Annotated in this window: 15 protein-coding genes; 7 read left to right on the forward strand and 8 right to left on the reverse strand. The window is 30.3% G+C overall.

The features are described from left to right. Window positions 1–414, reverse strand: a complete 414-nt coding sequence (locus N2251_RS10270) for a 6-pyruvoyl trahydropterin synthase family protein (RefSeq protein ID WP_260586635.1) — start codon at window positions 412–414, stop codon at window positions 1–3. After that, window positions 407–925: an isopentenyl-diphosphate Delta-isomerase gene (idi, locus tag N2251_RS10275; protein WP_260586636.1), complete on the reverse strand. Its 519-nt coding sequence runs from the start codon at window positions 923–925 to the stop codon at window positions 407–409. Before idi ends, N2251_RS10270 begins: the two co-directional genes overlap by 8 nt. A gap of 107 nt (window positions 926–1,032) precedes the next feature. Between idi and N2251_RS10280 the strand changes: the two genes are divergently transcribed. The 5 genes from N2251_RS10280 (at window position 1,033) to N2251_RS10300 (ending at window position 7,548) form a co-directional block, all read left to right on the forward strand. Further along, window positions 1,033–2,622, forward strand: a complete 1,590-nt coding sequence (locus N2251_RS10280; RefSeq protein WP_260586637.1) for a peptide chain release factor 3 — start codon at window positions 1,033–1,035, stop codon at window positions 2,620–2,622. A 4-nt stretch (window positions 2,623–2,626) separates the two neighbouring features. Then, window positions 2,627–4,261: a hypothetical protein gene (locus tag N2251_RS10285; protein ID WP_260586638.1), complete on the forward strand. Its 1,635-nt coding sequence runs from the start codon at window positions 2,627–2,629 to the stop codon at window positions 4,259–4,261. Between the two features lie 127 nt (window positions 4,262–4,388). Further along, on the forward strand, window positions 4,389–5,318 hold the full coding sequence (locus N2251_RS10290; RefSeq protein WP_260586639.1) for a peptidylprolyl isomerase: 930 nt from the start codon (window positions 4,389–4,391) through the stop codon (window positions 5,316–5,318). A 187-nt stretch (window positions 5,319–5,505) separates the two neighbouring features. Continuing rightward, entirely contained in the window at window positions 5,506–6,102 is a 597-nt protein-coding gene (locus tag N2251_RS10295; protein WP_260586640.1) for a hypothetical protein, read from the forward strand. A 324-nt stretch (window positions 6,103–6,426) separates the two neighbouring features. Next, the gene (locus N2251_RS10300) at window positions 6,427–7,548 is read left to right on the forward strand and encodes an energy transducer TonB (RefSeq protein WP_260586641.1); all 1,122 of its coding nucleotides are present in this window, start codon (window positions 6,427–6,429) and stop codon (window positions 7,546–7,548) included. A gap of 378 nt (window positions 7,549–7,926) precedes the next feature. Here N2251_RS10300 and N2251_RS10305 read toward each other — a convergent pair whose 3' ends face one another. The 5 genes from N2251_RS10305 to N2251_RS10325 all read right to left on the reverse strand — a co-directional run bounded on the left by N2251_RS10305 (window position 7,927) and on the right by N2251_RS10325 (window position 17,021). Next, a complete protein-coding gene (locus N2251_RS10305) occupies window positions 7,927–9,771 on the reverse strand; it encodes a DUF349 domain-containing protein (protein WP_260586642.1) in 1,845 nt (614 codons plus the stop codon). Window positions 9,772–9,858: 87 nt separating this feature from the next. Further along, the gene (locus N2251_RS10310; protein ID WP_260586643.1) at window positions 9,859–10,620 is read right to left on the reverse strand and encodes a shikimate dehydrogenase family protein; all 762 of its coding nucleotides are present in this window, start codon (window positions 10,618–10,620) and stop codon (window positions 9,859–9,861) included. After that, on the reverse strand, window positions 10,601–11,608 hold the full coding sequence (locus N2251_RS10315; protein WP_260586644.1) for a DUF368 domain-containing protein: 1,008 nt from the start codon (window positions 11,606–11,608) through the stop codon (window positions 10,601–10,603). The genes N2251_RS10310 and N2251_RS10315 overlap by 20 nt, the downstream gene beginning before the upstream one ends. Before the next feature lie 33 nt (window positions 11,609–11,641). After that, window positions 11,642–12,565, reverse strand: coding sequence for a polyprenyl-phosphate transporter (locus N2251_RS10320; protein WP_260586645.1), 924 nt, complete (start codon window positions 12,563–12,565; stop codon window positions 11,642–11,644). Window positions 12,566–12,575: 10 nt separating this feature from the next. Further along, window positions 12,576–17,021 (reverse strand): translocation/assembly module TamB domain-containing protein, encoded by a 4,446-nt coding sequence (locus N2251_RS10325; RefSeq protein ID WP_260586646.1) that lies wholly within the window; start codon window positions 17,019–17,021, stop codon window positions 12,576–12,578. Between the two features lie 128 nt (window positions 17,022–17,149). Here N2251_RS10325 and tsaD point away from each other — a divergent pair, with 128 nt between their 5' ends. Beyond that, window positions 17,150–18,178 carry a tRNA (adenosine(37)-N6)-threonylcarbamoyltransferase complex transferase subunit TsaD gene (gene tsaD / locus N2251_RS10330; protein ID WP_260586647.1) on the forward strand — a complete coding sequence of 343 codons (1,029 nt, stop codon included), beginning with the start codon at window positions 17,150–17,152 and terminating at the stop codon, window positions 18,176–18,178. Window positions 18,179–18,602: 424 nt separating this feature from the next. Here the strand turns inward: tsaD and N2251_RS10335 are convergent, their stop codons facing one another. Further along, entirely contained in the window at window positions 18,603–20,234 is a 1,632-nt protein-coding gene (locus N2251_RS10335; protein WP_260586648.1) for an ABC-F family ATP-binding cassette domain-containing protein, read from the reverse strand. Window positions 20,235–20,431: 197 nt separating this feature from the next. Between N2251_RS10335 and N2251_RS10340 the strand changes: the two genes are divergently transcribed. Next, window positions 20,432–21,415: an AbiH family protein gene (locus N2251_RS10340; RefSeq protein ID WP_260586649.1), complete on the forward strand. Its 984-nt coding sequence runs from the start codon at window positions 20,432–20,434 to the stop codon at window positions 21,413–21,415. Window positions 21,416–21,433 lie beyond the last annotated feature (18 nt).

Raw genomic sequence — 21,433 nt, forward strand, 5'->3', positions numbered from 1 at the left:
TTATGTACCGCTATAAGTTACGTAGTTTCTTGGTGTTTCATATAGCGTAATTTCTAAGTCTAATTTTTCAGGAATACTTACACGTAATTTATTATATATTACAACTGATATATTTTCAGCTGTTGGAATTTTGTTTTTAAACGCGTTTACTTCAATATTTAAATTCTTATGATCAAAAGCATCTTCTATTTCTGTTTTAATCAAATCTTTTAACTTTCCTAAATCATAAACAAATCCAGTTTCTACATCTATTTCACCTGTTAAAGAAACAATTAAATCGTAATTATGACCGTGATAATTTGGATTGCTACATTTACCAAAAATCTCCAAATTTTTCTCATCAGACCATTTCGGATTAAACAATCTATGTGCTGCATTAAAATGCGCTTTTCTATGTACAGTTACTCTAGGCATTTTTTAAGGTATCGTAAGATTCTTTGAATATAATTTTAAACCAAGCTGTATATATTTCAGGACATTCTTCAATATCTTTTTTAACAGCTTCTAAACCCATCCATTTATAAGATTCAACTTCCTCTTTATTGATTTTTGGCGATTCGTTAAAATTTCCAACCATTACATGATCTAATTCATGCTCTGTTAACCCATTATCAAAAGGTGCTTTATAAATAAAAGAAAACACTTCTTTTAACTCACAAACAAAACCCATTTCTTCATAAAGCCTACGTTTTCCAGCAGCTAAATTTGTTTCTCCACTTCGTTGATGCGAACAACAAGTATTTGTCCATAATAAAGGAGAATGGTATTTATCAGCAGCTCGTTGTTGTAACATTAATTCTTTTTTATCATTAAAAACAAAAACAGAAAATGCTCTATGTAACAACGCTTTTTCATGAGCTTCCATTTTCTCCATCAATCCTATCGGATTGTCTTGCTCATCTACTAATATAACCTGTTCTTTCATCTATTAAATTTATGAAAAACAAACTTACAAAAATGATATCAGTTCAACAATTAAACCTTTGAACAGTTAAGCATTAAACCGTATCTTTGCAGCCTTAAAATTTATAGATGAGTTTTTTAGAAGAAATACAAAAAAGGCGAACATTCGGAATTATATCTCACCCCGATGCAGGTAAAACAACATTAACTGAAAAGTTATTATTATTTGGAGGTGCGATTCAAGAAGCAGGAGCCGTAAAAAACAACAAAATAAAAAAAGGAGCTACTTCCGATTTTATGGAGATTGAGCGTCAGCGTGGAATTTCAGTTGCTACTTCGGTATTGGCTTTCATCTATAAAGACAAAAAAATAAACATTCTTGATACGCCTGGTCACAAGGATTTTGCGGAAGATACTTTTAGAACTTTAACTGCTGTAGATAGTGTTATTGTGGTAATTGATGTTGCGAAAGGTGTAGAACCTCAAACCGAAAAACTGGTAGAAGTTTGTAGAATGCGTAAAATTCCGATGCTTGTATTTATTAATAAATTAGATCGTGAAGGTAAAGATGCTTTTGATTTATTAGATGAAGTGGAACAAAAACTTGGCTTACGTGTAACTCCGATGAGTTTCCCTATCGGAATGGGATACGATTTTAAAGGGATTTATAATATTTGGGAAAAGAAATTAAATCTTTTTTCAGGCGATAATAAAACAACAATTTCTGAAGGTGTTCAGTTTGATGACTTATCAAACCCAGAGTTAGATAAAATTATTGGAGAAACTGCTGCAGAAACTTTACGAGAAGAATCTGAATTGGTATACGAAGTATATCCTGAATTTAGTCAGCAAGAATATTTAGCGGGTGATTTACAACCAGTATTCTTTGGTTCGGCTTTAAATAATTTTGGAGTAAAAGAATTATTAGATGCTTTTATTGAAATAGCACCGCAACCACAACCTAAAAAAGCAGAAGAACGCTTAGTAGATTCTAAAGAAGAAAAACTAACAGGCTTTGTTTTTAAGATTCATGCCAACATGGATCCTAAACACAGAGACAGACTTGCTTTTATAAAAATTGTTTCAGGAACCTTTAAAAGAAATTCTCCGTATTTACATGTTCGTAACGGTAAGAAAATGAAATTTTCGAGTCCGAATGCTTTTTTCGCTGAAAAGAAACAAATTGTAGACGAATCTTTTCCTGGTGATATTGTTGGTGTACATGACACCGGTAACTTTAAAATTGGTGATACCTTAACCGAAGGAGAAGCATTAAACTTTAAAGGAATTCCGAGTTTTTCTCCAGAGCATTTCCGTTACGTAAACAATGCCGATCCAATGAAATCTAAACAACTATACAAAGGTTTAGATCAATTGATGGATGAAGGTGTTGCGCAATTATTTACTATGGATATGAACGGACGTAAAATTGTTGGTACCGTTGGTGCCTTACAATACGAAGTTATTCAGTACCGTTTAGAGCATGAATATGGTGCAAAATGTACGTATGAAAATATTTCTGTACACAAAGCTTGTTGGGTACAACCTGAAGATGAAAAAAACGAAGAGTTTAAAGAGTTTAAACGTGTTAAGCAGCGTTATTTAGCAAAAGACAAACAAGGTAAATTGGTCTTTTTGGCAGATTCTTCTTTTACGCTACAAATGACACAAAGTAAATACCCTACCGTTAAACTACACTTAACGAGTGAGTTTGAATAGACAGATGAAAGAAATCAAAAATAAGAAACAAGACGTTATTGCGAGAAATGAAGCAATCTCCTTATTTAATAAGGGATTACTTCACAGCGTTCGTAATAACCTATTCCTTTTTCTTCTTTTTTCACTTTTCTCTTCTCTTATTTATAGTCAAAGAGATTTAACTAATTTAAAAGGTAAAGAACTACACACCAAAGTCCGTTTGAATTTTATTCCTGTTCAAATGCCTACGGATGATTTTCCGAATTTAAAACCTACAATGGGACTAGCTGGTTTACATTATCAAATACCGTTTAACGATTGGTTGTATGGTGGTGCGGGTTTTCATTTTGCGGTTACTGGCGATCAAGGTGGTTTATTTACTTTAGGAGCAGAAATAGGCATAAATAAACAACTATATAAAAACATTTATGTGGATGCCAACTTCCATTTTGGTGGTGGTGGCGGATACCGTAATTTGGTAAACGATGGCGGATTTATAAATCCGAATATTGGTTTACAATACAAAAAAAACAACTATTCTTTTGGAGTACAATACAGTCACCTAAATTTTTTATCAGGAGAAATAAAAAGCAATTCGGTTTCTGTTTTTGTTGAAATTCCAAGTGTTTTACGTTTTACGGATTATGATAAAGCACATCAAAAATTTGCTTCAACGAATCTTTCTTCGGATGCTTTTTGGAGCAAGCCAGTAGTAAAAAACGCACAACAAGTCCGCTTTGATTTCTTTAAACCTTTCGGGGATTCAAAAAAAGATAATGGGGACGCTTTAAACGAGTCTTTATATGTAATCGGATTTGAATATCAGAAATACCTATCAGAAAACACCTTTTTATTTGCACATACTGATGCTATTTACAAAGGTTTACGTGCTGGTTTTATGGATTTATTTTTTGGGGCAGGTTACCATCCATACCAATCTAAATACATAAATATTTTTACAAAATTAGGTGTTGGTGCTGCTGGTGGTCGTGTGGCTCCTGAAGGTGGCTTAATGATTTATCCATCTGCTGGAATCGATTTAAAAATATCCGATAAATTAGCACTAAGCGGTCATGGTGGTTATTACCGTGCAATAGCTGGAGATTTAGAGGCCTATACTGTTGGTTTTGGTTTAAAGTACTTCGGATTAAATGGCGGAACAACATCCAAAGAAAAAAAATACAATAACTTTTACACACAAGGTTTACGAATTGAAATTCAGAATCAATCGTATTTTGATGTTGCAAAAACCGATGATGTATTTGATGCTACAGCAATCGATTTACAATTAATTGGTTTAAAAGTAAATTTCGACCTTAACAAATGGTTGTATATTGCTGGTGAAGCGAGTTTTGCTTACGATGGTCGTTCGGGTGGTTATGCTCACGGATTAGTTGGTGGGGGAATTTATTCTCCTCGATTTTTTAATACTAAAGTCCGTGGTTTTGCTGAATTTATGGCAGGTGCTGGTGGTGGCGCAGGTGTAGATACTGACGAAGGAATTATTGTACGCCCAAACTTAGGTTTAAGCTACGATATTACAAACAGTGTTGCTATTTTAGCTTCTGCTGGAAAATATTATTCGCCTTTTGGAAACGTAAAATCAAACAATATTAATATAGGTATAAGTTATAACCTTACTACTTTATCAGTAAAGTAACAAAATATAACTTGCTTGCGCTAGGGATTGAAGTGACATCCTTTTATGAAGAATGAATAAAAGATATAACGGAAAGCCCGCTCGAGTGCCCAAAAAAATAAAAGTTTAATTAGTAAATAATAGTAAAATGAATAACGGAATTTACGCAAAGTTCACAACGCCAAAAGGCGCTATTTTAGTGAATTTAGAATACGAGAAAACTCCTGGAACGGTAGGTAACTTTGTTGCTTTAGCTGAAGGGAATTTAGAAAATGATGCAAAACCACAAGGAACTCCATATTATAATGGTTTAAAATTTCACCGTGTAATTGCAGATTTCATGATACAAGGTGGATGTCCGCAAGGAACTGGAACTGGAAATCCTGGTTATAAGTTTGATGATGAATTTCATCCTGATTTAAAGCACGATGCTCCTGGTAAATTATCAATGGCAAATGCAGGACCTGGAACAAACGGTTCTCAATTTTTCATTACACACACACCAACGCCTCATTTAGATGGTAATCATACTGTTTTTGGAAACGTTATTGAAGGACAAGATGTTGTAGATGCTATTCAGCAAAACGATACTATGGATGTTGAAATTATCCGTGTAGGTGAAACTGCTGAAAAATTTAATGCTGTTGAAGCTTTTAGAACTTTTGAAGGATCTCGTGAAAAACGTGAAGCAGAAGAAAAAGCAAAACAAAAAGAATTGTTAGATTCTGTTGCAAAAGGTTATGATGAAACTCCATCTGGATTACGTTATAAAATTTTACAAAACGGAGAAGGAAAACAAGCTACGAAAGGCGCAAATGTTTCTGTACACTATAAAGGCCAGTTATTAGATGGTACTGTATTTGATTCTTCTTATAAACGTAAGCAACCAATCGATTTTGCAATCGGTATGGGACAAGTAATTGCTGGTTGGGATGAAGGTATTCAGCTATTAAAAGTTGGAGATAAAGCAAGATTTGTAATTCCATCTAACTTAGCTTATGGTTCAGCTGGCGCTGGAGGTGTAATTCCACCAGATGCTACTTTAATTTTTGATGTTGAATTAATGAATGTGAAATAATTTTCATTTTAATTAAAATATTTTAAAACTCTCTATTGAAAAATAGAGAGTTTTTATTTACCCTAAATTAACCTTCTTAACATTTATTACATCATATGATAAAATACATATTACACTTACTTAAAGTATAACCGAACTTACTTGTTCATCTTTACAGTGTCTTAAAAACAACAACAAAGTGAAGAAAATGTTCCCCCTTATTATGCTATTAACTTTTAATTTAACTAATTGTTATAGCCAAACAGAAGTATGTAAAACTCCAGAAGAGAATATTGTTGATTTAAATGAAATTTCAATTAAAAAATGTGATATTACTGAGAAAAAAGGAACTAGAAAAATAACAAAAACGAACTCCACAAGGAAAAGAATTAGCTCTCGACCTAGAAAATCAAAAAACACTACGCGTTACAAATCAAAAAACCTTTCTAGAGAAGTATTATTTACATTAGTAGAAGAAATTCCGATGTTTTCGTCTTGCAAAAAAAGTACTAGAAAGAATAATATAAAATGTTTTAAGACGAAAATCAAAAAGCACTTTTCAAAAAATTTCTATGCAGAAAAATTCAATAATGAAACTATTGAAGATAAGATTTTTATTAAATTTAGTGTAGATCTTTATGGTAACGTTATTAATTCAAAAATAAAAAGCAAGAAGAATAATAAATTACTCCACAAAGAACTAAATAGAATTTTACATAAGTTACCTCCATTCATCTCTGGAAAAGAAAAAGGATTACCAGTTATTGTCACCTACTCTTTCCCTCTTAACTTAACATTAAATTGATAATATTTAAATAGTAATAAATGTTGCTTTTTAAAAATTTTTTAAAAAAATGTCACAAGAAAAAAGGCCTTAATTTTCACGTTATTAAAACAGCAATTCACCCATGAATTGAAAAAAATAGACCCTTTTAAAATTTCTTTATATAAGTGACTTATTATTGATTAAACCTACTGTTTATCTACTACTACATACTAAAACAATAAAAACCAATACTTTATACTCAAAAACAAAAAGTAAATATATTTGATTATTTATATATTTTTTTATATTTTTACGACTTAAACAAGTTAACTACTCTTGTTAACCCCTTAAAAGAGTCTGATTATGAAGAAATTCCCCTTACTAGTAGCTGCTATGCTTATGACTGTAATAGCTGTTGCGCAACAAGAAGTTTGTGACACTCCTGATGAATCTATTGCTGACCCTAACAGTATTACTAAATGTGCTGTTGAAGACACTGGAGACGGAGGAAAGAAACAATTAACAATTCAAGTATCTACAAGAAGACGTGTTGTTCGTAAAAAGAACGAAACCGTTTCTGCTATTGGTGGTACTACAGCATCTCAAAAAGTTGCTAATATCAAAAAAAATACTCTATTAGTTGGTAAACTTGAATTAGAAGACAATTCTGAAACTATCGAAAGAATTCCATTTAATCTTGTTGAAGAAATTCCATTATTCTCAAAATGTAATAATGTTCCTTTAATAAAACAATCTAAGTGTTTTGAAACTCAAATGCATAAGCATATCATAAAAAACTTCAAATACCCACAAGATGCATTTGATGCAGGTATTGCTGGTAGAGTTTCAGTACAATTTACTATTGACAAACAAGGTAATGTTGGGACTATTCAGATGAGAGGGCCAAAAAATGGTACTTCTCTAGAAAATGAAGCTAGTAGAATTATAAATAAACTTCCTGCATTTATACCTGGTAAACATAATGGTAAAGCAGTAAAAGTTAAGTATGGTATTTCTATTGCTTTTGAGCATCCAAATCCTAAAACTACTGAGAAATCAGTAAGCAAGACGATTGCAAGAAAGCAACCTGTTAAAGTAAAAAAAGAGAAATTAATTACAGATTTTATTAAATTTAAAGATGTTCAAAGCATACCTCAATTTAACGCTTGTTTAAAAGTTGATGACGCTGAAAAAGTTAATTGTTTTAACAGAAGAATGATTAGCCATATTCAAAGAAACTTTAATTACCCAGCAGCTGCATCTGCTCAAGGAATTGAAGGTAAAGTTTGGGTTGGATTCATAATAGGTAAAGATGGTAAAGTTAGTAACATCAAAATGAGAGGACCTAAAAATGGTCAACTTTTAGAACAAGAAGCTAAAAGAATGGTTACTAAATTAGCTACTTTTACCCCTGGTAAACAAAACGGTAAGCCAGTAAACGTTGAGTACTACATACCTATTAACTTTACATTACAGAATCAATAAATAAAATAGTTCTTCATAAAAAAGCTTCAAATTAATTTGAAGCTTTTTTTATGTGATTTAATGAAATACTTATTTGAACTTTGAGTTTCATTTAACATCAAAAATGGCTATTTAAGACTGTTTTTTATATCAATATCGGCCAGAACTAATGATTTTATATTCCCTTTCTTTAATTTTGTCTTCTATACCATTTACAAGCCTCATTAGAAATCCAACGCCGATTACCTCATGAGGTGTAAAATTCCATAAATAATATTTACAATTTTTTACCCTTTCTCTTAAAGTGTTATTTTTCATAAATTAAAATACTAATGATTTAACCACATAAAAAAAGCACGAATCATATGATTCGTGCTTTTAATTTCGATACAAAGTACACTAGTAATTTAATTTCTTAATAAAACTTAGCTTAGATTTCCAAACATCTAATTGATCTTTGAACTCCTGAATACCTTTCCTTACGTTTAAAACTAAAGGGTTATCATCTTTAGCGTTCGAAAAGAAGCCTAAATTATTTTCTAATTGTTGCATTTCACGAACTGTTTCATCAATTTTTTTACGAATAAAATACTGTTCATTATCTAATTTCTTATAATCCTCTTGCGCTAAATAAGTTTCAATTGCATTTTCGAACTTCATCATTTCAATTTCAGCTTTACTCATATTTAAGCTTCCTAAATGAGCATCTATCGCCTTATTGAATTTCTCATCTAAATGACGTGCATTCCTTGGCAGCGTACCTAATGCCCTCCATTTAACAATATTTTCTTGAATATTCTCCAATGTTAAACCTTCTGAGACCTTAATCGCTTCAATAAACTCTTTTTTAGCTTCTACAACAGCTAATTGTTCTTTGTTTTGTTCATCCTTTTGAGCGTGTAATCTATCAAAATAAAAATTACATGCGTTTTTAAAACGCTTCCAAATATCATCAGAGAATTTTCTTGGCACATGTCCAATTTTCTTCCAATCAGACTGAATACGCTTCATCGTGTTAGTAGCTTCTTCCCAATCATCGCTATCTTTAATACTCTCAGCTAATTCGATTAAAGCAATTTTACTTTTTAAATTGTCATTTTGAGTGCTTTTTTCACCTTTATAAAATACATTTTTAGAACTGTTAAATTTCTTAGTAGCGTTTTTAAACTCTTGCCAAACAGCTTCACTTTTATTGTAAGGTAACTTACCTATATCAAAGTACTTTTTACGAAGTTTTTCAAGTTCTACAATACTTTTTTGCCAATCATTATGTGATTTATTATTAGAAGTATCAAGTGCATTAATTTCTGATACTACTTCTAACTTAGCGTCAATCATTTCTTGATACTTAGATTTTAACTCTCTAAAGTACTGGTGACGTTTATCATGTATTTTTTTAGTAGCTTCACTAAATTTACCCCAAACATCTTCTCGATGCTCCTTACCAACAGGCCCTATTTCTTCTTTCCATAAACGATGTAAATCTTGTAAGTCTTTAAAGGCTACATTTACATCTATTACTTCATTTAGTGCCTCTGCTCGTGTAATTAATTTAAGCTTTTCTTCTAAATTATGTTTAAAATCAAGTTCTCTAAAATCTTTATTTAAATGTAATAAATCGTAAAAACGTTCAACATGATGATGGTAAATTTTCCAAGTATCATTATATTTTGTTTTTGGTACTGGCCCAATGGTCTTCCACTTTTTTTGAATAACTTGAAAATCGTTATACATTGTTTTTGCATCAGCATTTACAATCAACTCTTTTAGCTCGTCAATTAAATTATTCCTTTTATCAAGATTTTCTTTTAATTGCTTATCTAACTGAGAATAATGTGCATCTCGTTTCGCTTTATACTCTCCTAATAATTTATTATAAGCCGATTTTACAGGACTAGTAAACTGGAAATCTATTGAATTTCCTCCTTCAGCCAAAAAAGCTTCTTTCTTTTCTGCTAACAAAGCACCAAACTTTGCATTAAACGCATTTTTAAGAGCGTCTATATTTGATTTTAATTGTTGTATTTGATAGTTGTTTAATAACTTTTCTAACTCCTCAACCAAAGAATCCAACTCCATTAAAGTATAATCTTGCATTGGTATCTCATGCCTTTCATTAACTTTTTCAGCTTCATTTGCGACTTCATTCTCAACAGCGTTTACCGCATTTTCAGTTTGCTCCTTTACTACAGTTTCTTCTTGAGTAATTGGTTCTTGTAATTTTTCTTCGTTATTTTCTAACATATCTACAATGTTTAAGTTCCTTTAAATTAATTTTATAAATATACGGATTCTTATAGAATATCAACTTTTATTTTAAAGTAGTTATTGCTATTTATCATTCCAAATTCTCCAAGCTTTTTCTGCTTGTTGTTCTAACATCTCTAGCCCATTCTTAATTACCGCATTCTGTTCTTTTCCTTTTCTTAAAAAAGTAGTTTCTGTTGGGTTGTATATTAAATCAAATAATAAATGTTTATCATTTATAAACTTATATGGAATATCTGGACAGTCATTTATATTAGGATGCGTGCCTAAAGGGGTACAGTTAATTATTAAATGATGCGATACAATTACCTTTTTTGTTAAATCTTGGTATGACATTTCTTTTTTACCTTTAGGGTTCCTTGACACAAACTTATACTTAATATTTAATTTTTTAAGTACGTAAGCTACTGCTTTAGAAGCACCACCTGTGCCTATAATCAATGCCTTTTTATGGTGCTTTTTTATCAAAGGTTTTAGCGATTTTTTAAATCCGTAAACATCAGTATTAAATCCTTTTAATTTTCCTTTTTTAGAAATTTTTATAGTATTAACGGCTCCTACCTTTTGTGCTGTTTTATCTATTTTATCTAGATAATTAAAGACATCTAATTTATATGGAATGGTTACATTCAACCCTCTTAAATGATGTTGCTGCTCTTTTATTTTTTGAGGAAGCTCTTTTATCGATTGAATATCAAAATTAATATATTCGTTATTTTGAAGTTTTAACTCTTCAAATTTACTTGTAAAATATCCTCTTGAAAATGAATATGAAATGTTTTTACCTACTAAAGCATAAACATTGCTATTTTCTTTTTTTTCCATAAAAATCTATCATTAAAATTAAGGTTACACCAAAAAGAATAAAACCTATCGAAATCCATGTTTCTTGTCTTGAAAGATCGGGTATAAATCGCTCGTAATTCTCTACAATTTTATTTCCTTGTTGATCTAACAAAAAAGTTTTATCATTAACTTTAAATATTGTTTTTTTCCAAGGCCAAACAATACCTAAAGACCCCGTAATAAAACCGATAATAACTGCTGTTACTATCTGATTCCACCTTTTTAAAACATAACCTAATATATGCGACATAGATACTAACCCAAATGCCGAACCTGCTGTAAAAACGCTTATAATTTTTAAATACCTAATTTTTACAGAATCTTTTAAAACCTCAAAATCTCCTGACAAAACGCTTGTAACTACACCTCCTAAAACATTAACACTATCAACCAACAACAATACATAATTACCTAATAAAATTAGAATAAATGAACCCGAGAGCCCTGGTAATGTCATTCCAGAAACACCTATAATTCCGCATATAAAAACAAACCAAAGATTGTCATTTTCTTTTGCAGGCGTCATAAAACTAATAAATATACCTATAGACATTCCTATTACTAAGGCTAAGAAATTTTTAAGTTTCCAATCCTTAAAATCTTTTGATACAAAATAAATAGACCCTATAATCATTCCAAAAAACCAAGCCCAAACATATAATTCGTAGTTTTTTAAAAAATAATCAAGCAATAAAGAAACGCTAAAGTAACTAAACATACTTCCTAGCATTACCGAAACTAAAAATTGCAAATTGGTATACTCTGCAAAACTTTTAAATCTTCCTTTAAAAAGCAACATAAAAGCTTTACCATTTATTCTTTGAAAAGAAAAAATAAGCTCTTCATAAAACCCCATTACAAAAGCTACCATACCACCTGAAACACCTGGTACTTTATTCGCACCTCCCATGATCAATCCTTTAAAAAAAAGGAGCGCTTTTTCTGATAGTGAACGTTCTTTATACATTTTAGTTTATTACCTGCCTAAGATACTTCTTTTCTATTGCTCTTTTACTGCTAGTTTTTCAAGTAATAAAATGAATGCAAATCCAATAATGATTAGTAGAGATGCATACATTAATTGTGGATCTCCATCATATGAAAATGGTAAAATGGACTGTTCATTAAACGCAACTTGTTCTCCGTGGGAATTTGTTCTGAATGTTAGTACTTCTTTCCATGGCCAAATTTTATTTAACGAACCTATTATAAAACCTGTTAAAATAGCTAACGTGTAATTTTTATAGTTCGAAAATAAATATTTTAAAACTCTAGAAAATGATAACAATCCTATAATTGCTCCTGCACCAATAGCTGCTATCGTAGTAAAATCACGATTATTTACCGCTGCTAATACAGGTTTATAAGCCCCTAAAAGCACTAATATAAACGAACCTGAAATACCTGGTAAAATCATAGCGCAAATAGCAATTGCTCCCGCAAAAAACATAAAAAGTGTTGATGAACTTTCCGATATCATCGGATTTAAAGTAGTTATATAATATGCTAATACGGCACCTAAAACGACTAAAAATATAGCTACAATATTCCACTTTGTAATTTGCTTTGCAATATAAATTACACTTGCTAAAACCAATCCGAAGAAAAAAGACCACAATAAAATTGGATGATTGGTTAATAGCCAAGAGATCACTTTAGCTAAAGAAATTACACTTATAAACATTCCTATAAAAAGTGATGCTAAAAAGTTACCATTCAATTGTTTCCAAGCAGCTTTTAATCCGTCGTTTTTTAATGTTTTTAACAAACTTAAATTAACATTACTAATTGAGCTTAACAGTTCTTCATATATTCCTGAAATAAAAGCAATTGTTCCTCCAGAAACTCCTGGCACAACATCTGCTGCACCCATAGCAACTCCTTTTAACATGATTACCAAGTAATCTTTATTTGTTCTGTTCATATAAACTTGATTATTCTTTTTTCTCTTTAGTTTTAAATCTAATTAATTTATTCTTTTTAGGTTTTAAAGTATCTTTTCTTATTCTTTTTTTCTTTAGTCCTATTTTTTTACTTAAATCTGATAAATTATTAAAATTTACTTGATATGAGATACCTACTCCTTGTGTATACCCTTCTTCTTCTGTTGAATATTGTACTTCGTTTTGTCTATTAAAAACAGTTCCTCTTAAATTACCTTCTTCGTTTAACAATACCTCAACTTTTACTTCACCAACTACACTGGTTTGTGTATTTGCTCCCACAGGAACTCCTACTTTACCGTTTACTAAAATTCGATCACTCAATTGAGTAGAAATAGATACATCTACCTGATCGTCGGACTTTAAATCGTTAACATCTCCCCTATCACCTTGTGTATATCCCAGTCCTAATTGAAACTTATTCCCCTCACTATTTAGCATATCTGTTAAAATACCTGAAGCAATTTCTGATGCCGTACCTGTTAATCCTGATGCAGCACTTGTACCAATAGCATCTTCATTATAAAAAGTACCAAAGGCTAATAAAAATGAGAAGTGTTGCATTTTAGTATTCAAATCATTTCCGTTTAAAATAAATTCTAATTCTGATGCTACTGTTGAATTTGCATTCGGAATTTTTATATCAAACTCTTGTTTTGAATTAAATAAACCTCCTGTAATTTTAGTATATAAATCAATCGGAATTTTACGACTCGAATTGATATTATCTAACAATTGTGCCGGATTTGCTTTAGTTTTATAAATTGCTGTTAAATCTAATTCTGCTTCATATGGATTCCCATTCCATGCAATAGTTCCTCCTTTCTGAACAATAAAAGGTTTTGTTATTCCTGGATATTTAAAATTATACAAGCCTTTGTCTATTTCAAAATCACCGTACATTTTAAATTTCCCCAAGGTATTAATATCAATCCTTAAATTACCTTCTCCACTTCCTTTCAACTCACTTCCAGTAACTTTATCTATTACCACCTGGGCAATTGCATCTTTAGTTACTTCTAGATTAATTTTTAAATCGAGCCCTTTTATGTCTTTAATTCCTTTGTTAATTTTTTCTTCATCAGGTTTCCCTGTTTTAAAACGAATTAACTTGTAGTTATCTATCGTTTTTACATCATTTAAGGGAATTACAAATACGGTACCTTTATTTGTTTTACCTTCTACAAGAATATCTAAATTATTGGTAAGTCCTCTAATCTCTGCATTTCCATCTAAAAAACCAGTTCCGTAATAGGATGTTTCTTCCTTCTCTTTGGTATCTAATATTAGTAAATTATCTGTATCAATATCTAATTTCAAATACCAATCTTTAAAATTTTGATGCGCAATATAACCTGATAAACTACCTTGGGTTTGGTGTTTTGTATCCTCTAGTAAAACAGCATCTAACATAAACTGTTGACCATCTAAAACAATACTTGTATTTCCTTTTAAGTCAAAATCGATATTTAAATACGGAAAAGTTAAACCGGCTTCTTCAAAATTTAATACTCCCTGAAAATCAGGATTCTCTAAAAATCCTTTAGCTGTAAAATCACCAGTTACTTTTCCTCTTAATTTATTTAAAACTTCTTCACCTAAAGGACTAAAGGCAGCAATTTCATATTCTTTTAAAAATACATTTAAATCAATTGTTGGTTTTTTTTCTGAGAAATCTATTCCTCCAACTGCTGAAATATTTTTAGCCTTTTCACTAATTAAAGAAAGGTTTACTTGGTATTTTTCATACGAATTATCACCCGTTACATTCAACGCTAAATCTCCTTGAACAAAGTCATTGATATGAAAATCTTCTATTAGTAAGTTTCCTTTTGACGCTAATTTTTCTCCTTCTTGTTTAAAATCAACAGTACCACTTAAATCACCTGTTAAACTTAAATTATCTATTAAAGGTAAAAAACTACCTAATTTCACTTTACTAAAATTAGCTTTTAAATCCTTATAAGTACTATCACGAACAACTCCGTTAAATTCGATTTTTTGTTCACCTGATTGAAATAAAAATGGACTTATCGTAAAATTATTTTCTTTTAAATCGAAGGCTACTTTATGGTTTTTATCTTCTTTTTTATTGATAACCCAATCAAACCCTTTATAATTAAGTTTCGATTTTTGAAGACCTACAACCGATTTTTGTAGTTCATTAATTGTATAATAAAAATCGAGATTAAAACTTTCTGAATAATCTTTCCCTCCTTTAAAAACAGATTTAAAATACAACGTATCATTTTGTGTTCTGTTTAATAGATTCAGTTTTTCTACATTATAATACTCCGTATTAATTTTATTTACCGTTAAATGCGTATTGTATAGCTTGTTTTTATTATCTAACCTTAACACTATATTTTCAATTTCATTTTTATAAATAGCTATTTCTGGTGATGTAAACGTAAGTTTTAAGGCATTTTTATCAGAATTAATTTTTCCTTTTAACCTTGTATTCTTTCCTATAGATATGTTTGGTAAAAAGACATCTATAATTTGGTTATAAATGGTAAAATCGAAATCTATAAACTGATTTGGTGCTACTTTGTTTGCTTTATAATTTGTATAAACACTTCCTAAAGCATTTTGAGTAATTGGTAATAATTCTTCAAAAGAAAATTTTCCGTTTAATTGTCCTTTAACAATATCTTCTGAGTTAACTTCAATTGTTTTAATACTGTCTTTTACCGATGAATTTATTTCAAATATTTTAAACGGATATTCTTGCTTCTGATTTCTATATACAACATCTTTAAAAGTTGCTTTACCAATAATATCATCAAAGGTGTTTCCTGAAATATTTAATTGAATTTTTCCTTTTATCTCAGCGATACTATCACGAGTAAAAAGGTTTGTTCTTTTAAGATCAATTTTATCGATATCTGCAATAAAATCGAATTTATTTATTACTGAAGAAAAATCTGCTAATCCTTCAAACTTTAGTTTAAAATTATCGTCTTCTGCGCTTAATAATCCATCAAATTTTTTGTTTTGAAACTGACCATTAACATTTAGGTTTTTGTAATCGTAATTATTAAAACCAAGGCTACTAACCTTTCCAATAATAATGGTATTTATATTATCTACATTAAATCCACTACCGTTAACATCCGCTCTTAATGATATTTTACCAAGTATAGGATCGTTTGCAAAGACTCCTAAATCGAAATTTTCAAATTCTACTTCACCAACATATACCGCTTCATCAATATTATCTATTTCTGTTAACTGAAGGTCAGACATTATAGTTCCTATTTCTGATTTTACAGAAAGCGTTGCATTTATTTGTTCTGGTGTAACTCTTACAATTCCATTAAGTGAAAAGTCACCAAGCCTCTGAAATTCTGACGGCAACGACTTTCCTAATAAATTAGGTAATACATTTTTTAATTGAATATAATTTGCAGTAACATTGGCTAGTTCGGCATCAAAAACAAAACCTCTACTTTTTTTCACCGCGTTTACAAACCCCATATCACCAATAACTTTCATTCCGTTTTTAGAATGAAGTCTAATATTATTAGCACTAAAATTATTTAAAACACCATTCATATTTCCTGTAAAATACAGAATATCGTTTCCATTTAATTCAGTGTATAATTTGCTTAAATCTTTAATTGAAAGTGCACTCTTTAATAATTTTGCTTTAAAATTTACCTTATCATTAAAATTTGCAAAATCTTTACGATTGTAAGTGAGCTTTATATCTCCCTCTATTCTTGATTCATTATCAGTTTCTATAAGTGTTTTATCAAAATTCATATACTTTTTAGTGTACACAAAATCTGTAGAAAAATTAGATACTTTAATGCCTCTGTTTTCGGTAAAACTCATTTCTCTCATTTTCAGAGAAACATTAGGACCAACAATTGAAAAATTTAATAGGTTTCCGCTTGCATTATAGGCTGCAAACTGCAATGGTTTTTTATCCTTTTCATCGAATAATTTAAAAGTTAAATCTTTAATAGTAACTTTATCACTGCCTAAAACAAAAGGGTTTGATAAACTATCTCGTGGTTTGCCATCTTCAAAACTATCTATAAAGATAGACATGTTATCGTTCTTTTCGCCCTTATAAGTTCTCATATTAAAATAAGTACCACTTAAAGAAGCTTCCCCTAAATCAACTTGGTTTTCTATTACTCGTTTGGCATTTAAAAGTGAAGTACTTAAATTCTGAACAAAAATAAGGGTGTCTTTATGATGGTCTCTAATTTCAATTTCTTTTAACTGAACACTTCCTAACCACGATAAATCAATTCTTTTTATAACAATATTCGTATTATATTCTTCGTTAAGCCAGTTTGTTGCTTCTTTTGCTAACTTACTTTGAACAAACGGTAGCGATAGCAAAATAATAAGCAAGATTAAAAAAAGCAACATGTACTTTAAGTATCTCCACAATATTTTACCTACTTTTTTAATGAGCATATTTTTCATAAAACACCTAACAAATGTAATCAGCAAACTGCAAAAATGTTGCCTTATTTTAAAGAAATATTAATTTTAACGAAATTCTAACGCAATATCGATATTTTTGCACTTTAATACATGATACATTGAGTACAAAAAACAGCTACATCTTAGGTATTGAAAGCTCTTGTGACGATACAAGTGCTTCGGTAATTTACAACGGAAAAGTAATCAGTAATGTGGTTGCCAATCAGGAAATACACGCTAAATATGGCGGTGTTGTTCCTGAACTTGCATCAAGAGCGCACCAACAAAATATTGTTCCGGTAGTACAACAAGCTATTGAACAAGCTAATATTACCAAACGCGATTTAAATGCCGTTGCTTTTACACGCGGACCTGGCTTAATGGGATCATTGTTAGTAGGTACCTCTTTTGCCAAATCTTTTGCTTTAGGATTAAATATTCCGTTAATAGCTATAAATCATATGCAAGCGCATATTTTGGCTCATTTTATTATAGAAGAAGATAGTAAAATACCACCTTTTCCTTTTGTATGTTTAACCATAAGTGGCGGACATACGCAGATTGTAAAAATTACCAATCATTTTGAGATGGAAATTTTAGGTGAAACAATTGATGATGCTGTTGGTGAAGCTTTTGATAAGTCTGCAAAAATATTAGGCTTACCTTATCCTGGTGGTCCTTTAATTGACAAATATGCGCAGTTAGGAAATCCGAAGGCATATCAATTTACAAAGCCTAAAGTGGGCGATTTACAATTTAGTTTTAGCGGATTAAAAACAGGTATTTTACGTTTTATTCAGAAAAATGTAAAAGAGAATCCTAATTTTATTGCAGAAAACTTACATGACATTTGTGCTTCTATTCAACATACGATTGTTGAAATATTGATGGATAAATTAAAAAACACCGTGAAACAAACCGATATAAAACACATTGCTATTGCAGGTGGAGTTTCTGCTAATTCAGAAATTAGAAAACGTTTAGAGCTTGCTGAAAAACATTGGGGATGGACAACCTATATTCCTAAATTTGAATATACGACTGATAATGCTGCCATGATTGCCATTGCTGGCTATTTAAAATATTTAAACAATGATTTTTCTGATATTTCAGTTACATCAAAAGCTCGTTTAAAAGTTACTGAATAACTATTTTAAACCCTATTTATTTATACAAAACACCGTTAAAATTATTTAACGGTGTTTTTTGTTTAAGAGCTTGTTTAAAAACAAACTGTCAGTTCGAGTGATTTTTTTTCTTCAAAAAATTGTATCGAGAACTTTTTTAATATCAAAATAAAACGATTCAAATTCTCGATACAATTTTAATTCCTTTTAGTCATTAAAATCACTCGAATTGAAAAAATTGTAGCAAATTTAGGATGAGAAACTGAAATAAATTCAGTTTGACGGATTCAATTGACTGTTTCCTTTCTATAAAAATTTAAACTCTAAATATAAAATTTAGCACAAATTTCTAGCCCCGATTGCAGCATTTGTTTGAGCTCTTTTTTTGATTTTTCTTCAAAAAAAAGCGAGTGCGGAAAGCGGGAAATTGCTTCAAAAAATAATTTTATAAATCGATTTCTTTTAATGCTTTTATATTATTTCGCTCTAAGAAAGCATCGATAGTTTCGAAATGCTCAATAACACGCTGCTCTTTAAATTCGAATACTTTTTCTGATAATCCTTGTAAGAAATCACGATCGTGAGATACTAAAATTAAGGTTCCGTCGAAATGCATTAATGCTTCCTTAATTACATCTTTAGATCGTAAATCTAAGTGGTTTGTAGGCTCATCTAAAATTAACACATTTACAGGTTCTAGCAACAGTTTAACCATTGCCAAACGCGTTTTCTCTCCACCAGAAAGCACTTTTACTTTCTTTTCAATATCATCACCAGCAAACATAAAACGACCTAAAATATTTTTTATTTGCGTACGAACATCACCTTCTGCAACCTCATCTACGGTTTGAAAAACGGTTAATTCGGGATCTAATAATGAGGCTTGATTCTGTGCAAAATATCCAACCTTGGCATTGTGTCCTAAGCCACATTCACCATCAAAATCTATTTCGCCCATAATAGCTTTTATCATGGTTGATTTCCCTTCTCCATTACGCCCTACAAACGATACTTTTTCGCCACGAGCAATTGAAAAATTAGCATCTTCAAAAACAGTTAAATCGCCATATTTTTTTGTTAAGCCTTCTACTTTTACAGGATAATCTCCAGACCGTGGAGATGGTGGAAAACGCAATTTTAACGCTGTAGTATCTACTTCGTCAATTTCAATCGGCACAATTTTCTCTAACATTCGCACACGCGATGCTACTTGATTTGTTTTTGAATAGGTTCCTTTAAAACGCTCTATAAAGCCTTTAATATCTTCAATTGTTTTTTGTTGTTCTTGATATGCTTTTATTTGATGTGAACGACGTTCTTTTCTAAGCTCTAAATAATGAGAATAATTGGCTTTATAATCGTGAATCGTCCCCATGGTAACCTCAATAGTTCGGTTGGTTATATTATCGATAAATGCTTTATCGTGAGAAATTACCACAACAGCTTTGGCTTTGTTTAACAAAAAGTTTTCTAACCAAATCACAGATTCGATATCTACGTGATTCGTAGGTTCATCGAGTAAAATTAAATCGGGTTTTTGTAATAAAATTTTAGCCAATTCAATACGCATACGCCAACCACCACTAAATTCGCTTGTTAAACGGTCAAAATCTTCTTGTTTAAACCCCAATCCTTTCAGCGCTTTTTCTACCTCAGCTTCGTAATTTACTTCTTCTAAAGCATAATAACTTTCGCCTAAATCGGTAACACGCTCAATAATTTTCATGTATTCTTCCGATTCGTAATCTGTACGTGTTTCTAACTGCTTATTTAATGATTCCATTTCAGATTTCATCTTAAAAACAGCATCAAAAGCTTTAGAAGCTTCTTCACGAACCGTACAATTATCCTCCATTAATAAATGCTGTGGCAAGTATGCAACTACTGTATCTTTCGGACTCCTAACTCCGCCTTTACTAGCTTTAGAAACTCCTGCTATAATTTTCATCATAGTTGATTTTCCGGCACCGTTTTTACCCATTAAAGCTATTTTATCATTTTCGTTTATTACAAACGAAACATCTTTAAATAAGGTTTTTCCACTAAACTCAACCGTTAATTGATCTACAGTAATCATGTATCTATATTTTGAATGGCGAAATTAGCAAAAACTGTGCATAACTTATTAAAAACTTTAAGGAATACCAATTATTGATTTTGTTATATTTACAAGAAAAATTGCTAATACTTTATACTATCCGTTTTTATAATTGGGATGAATGGAATGAGGTTTTGGTTATAATGGAGTGGAAAATATTAGAATGAAAAAGAGTTATGAGAATAAATTATATTATTGGAAATGGTTTTGATAGAAATTTAAATTTAAAAACTTCCTATAAAGAATTTGTAAATGTATACAGAGATATTAAAAATGATAATCCTATAATTGAAAAATTCAAATCAACCTTAAAAGGTGACTCTGAACTTTGGTTTAAACTAGAAGAATATTTAGGCGACTATACTAAACACATAAAAAAACCTCAAGAGTTCATTTTAATTTACGATGACTTGCAAATTGAACTTTCTAATTATTTAAAAAATGAACAATCAAATCTTGTTATTTCAAAACCTTTAAAAGATAAAATAATAAATGACTTTATAAATCCTCAAAAATACTTATCACCAAACGACAAAAGAAGGCTAATCTCATTTATAAAAAAACATTCTCAAAAAAAAATATTATTAAATATTTCAACTTTTAATTATACAAACTCTGTTGAGCAAATATTTAACTCTCCTAATTTTCCATTAAAAATAAACACAAAAAACATATTCAATTCAGTTACACAATTAGAAAATATAAATCATATACATGGGTTAATTGATAATGGGTTAATCTTTGGAGTTAATGACGAATCACAAATATCAAATATAGAATTATCAAAAAACATTGAAATTCAAGAACATTTAATTAAACCTTTTGTAAATGATTCATATGATATCTTAATCAATAAAAAGTTAGAGCAAGATATTAGAAATGCTGACTTAATTTGTCTTCATGGTTTATCTATGGGAGCAACAGATAAAAAATGGTGGAAAATAATAGGAGAAGAAGTTAAGAATGGCAAACATCTTGTTTTCCATAAATTCAGTGAAATTGGGTTCTCTAATTTAAATAGAAACAAAATAAATCCTTTAATTAGAGGTGAGAAAAAAAGGTTGCTTGACTTATTTGAAATCCCTACAGAATTAAGTAAAAAAACTGAATCTCAAATTTATATTGAAATCGGAACTAAAACTTTTAATAATTCAAAATAAAAAAAAGCCTACAACACT

This window comes from Tenacibaculum haliotis, from assembly GCF_025215075.1.
Taxonomy (GTDB): Bacteria; Bacteroidota; Bacteroidia; order Flavobacteriales; family Flavobacteriaceae; genus Polaribacter; species Polaribacter haliotis_B.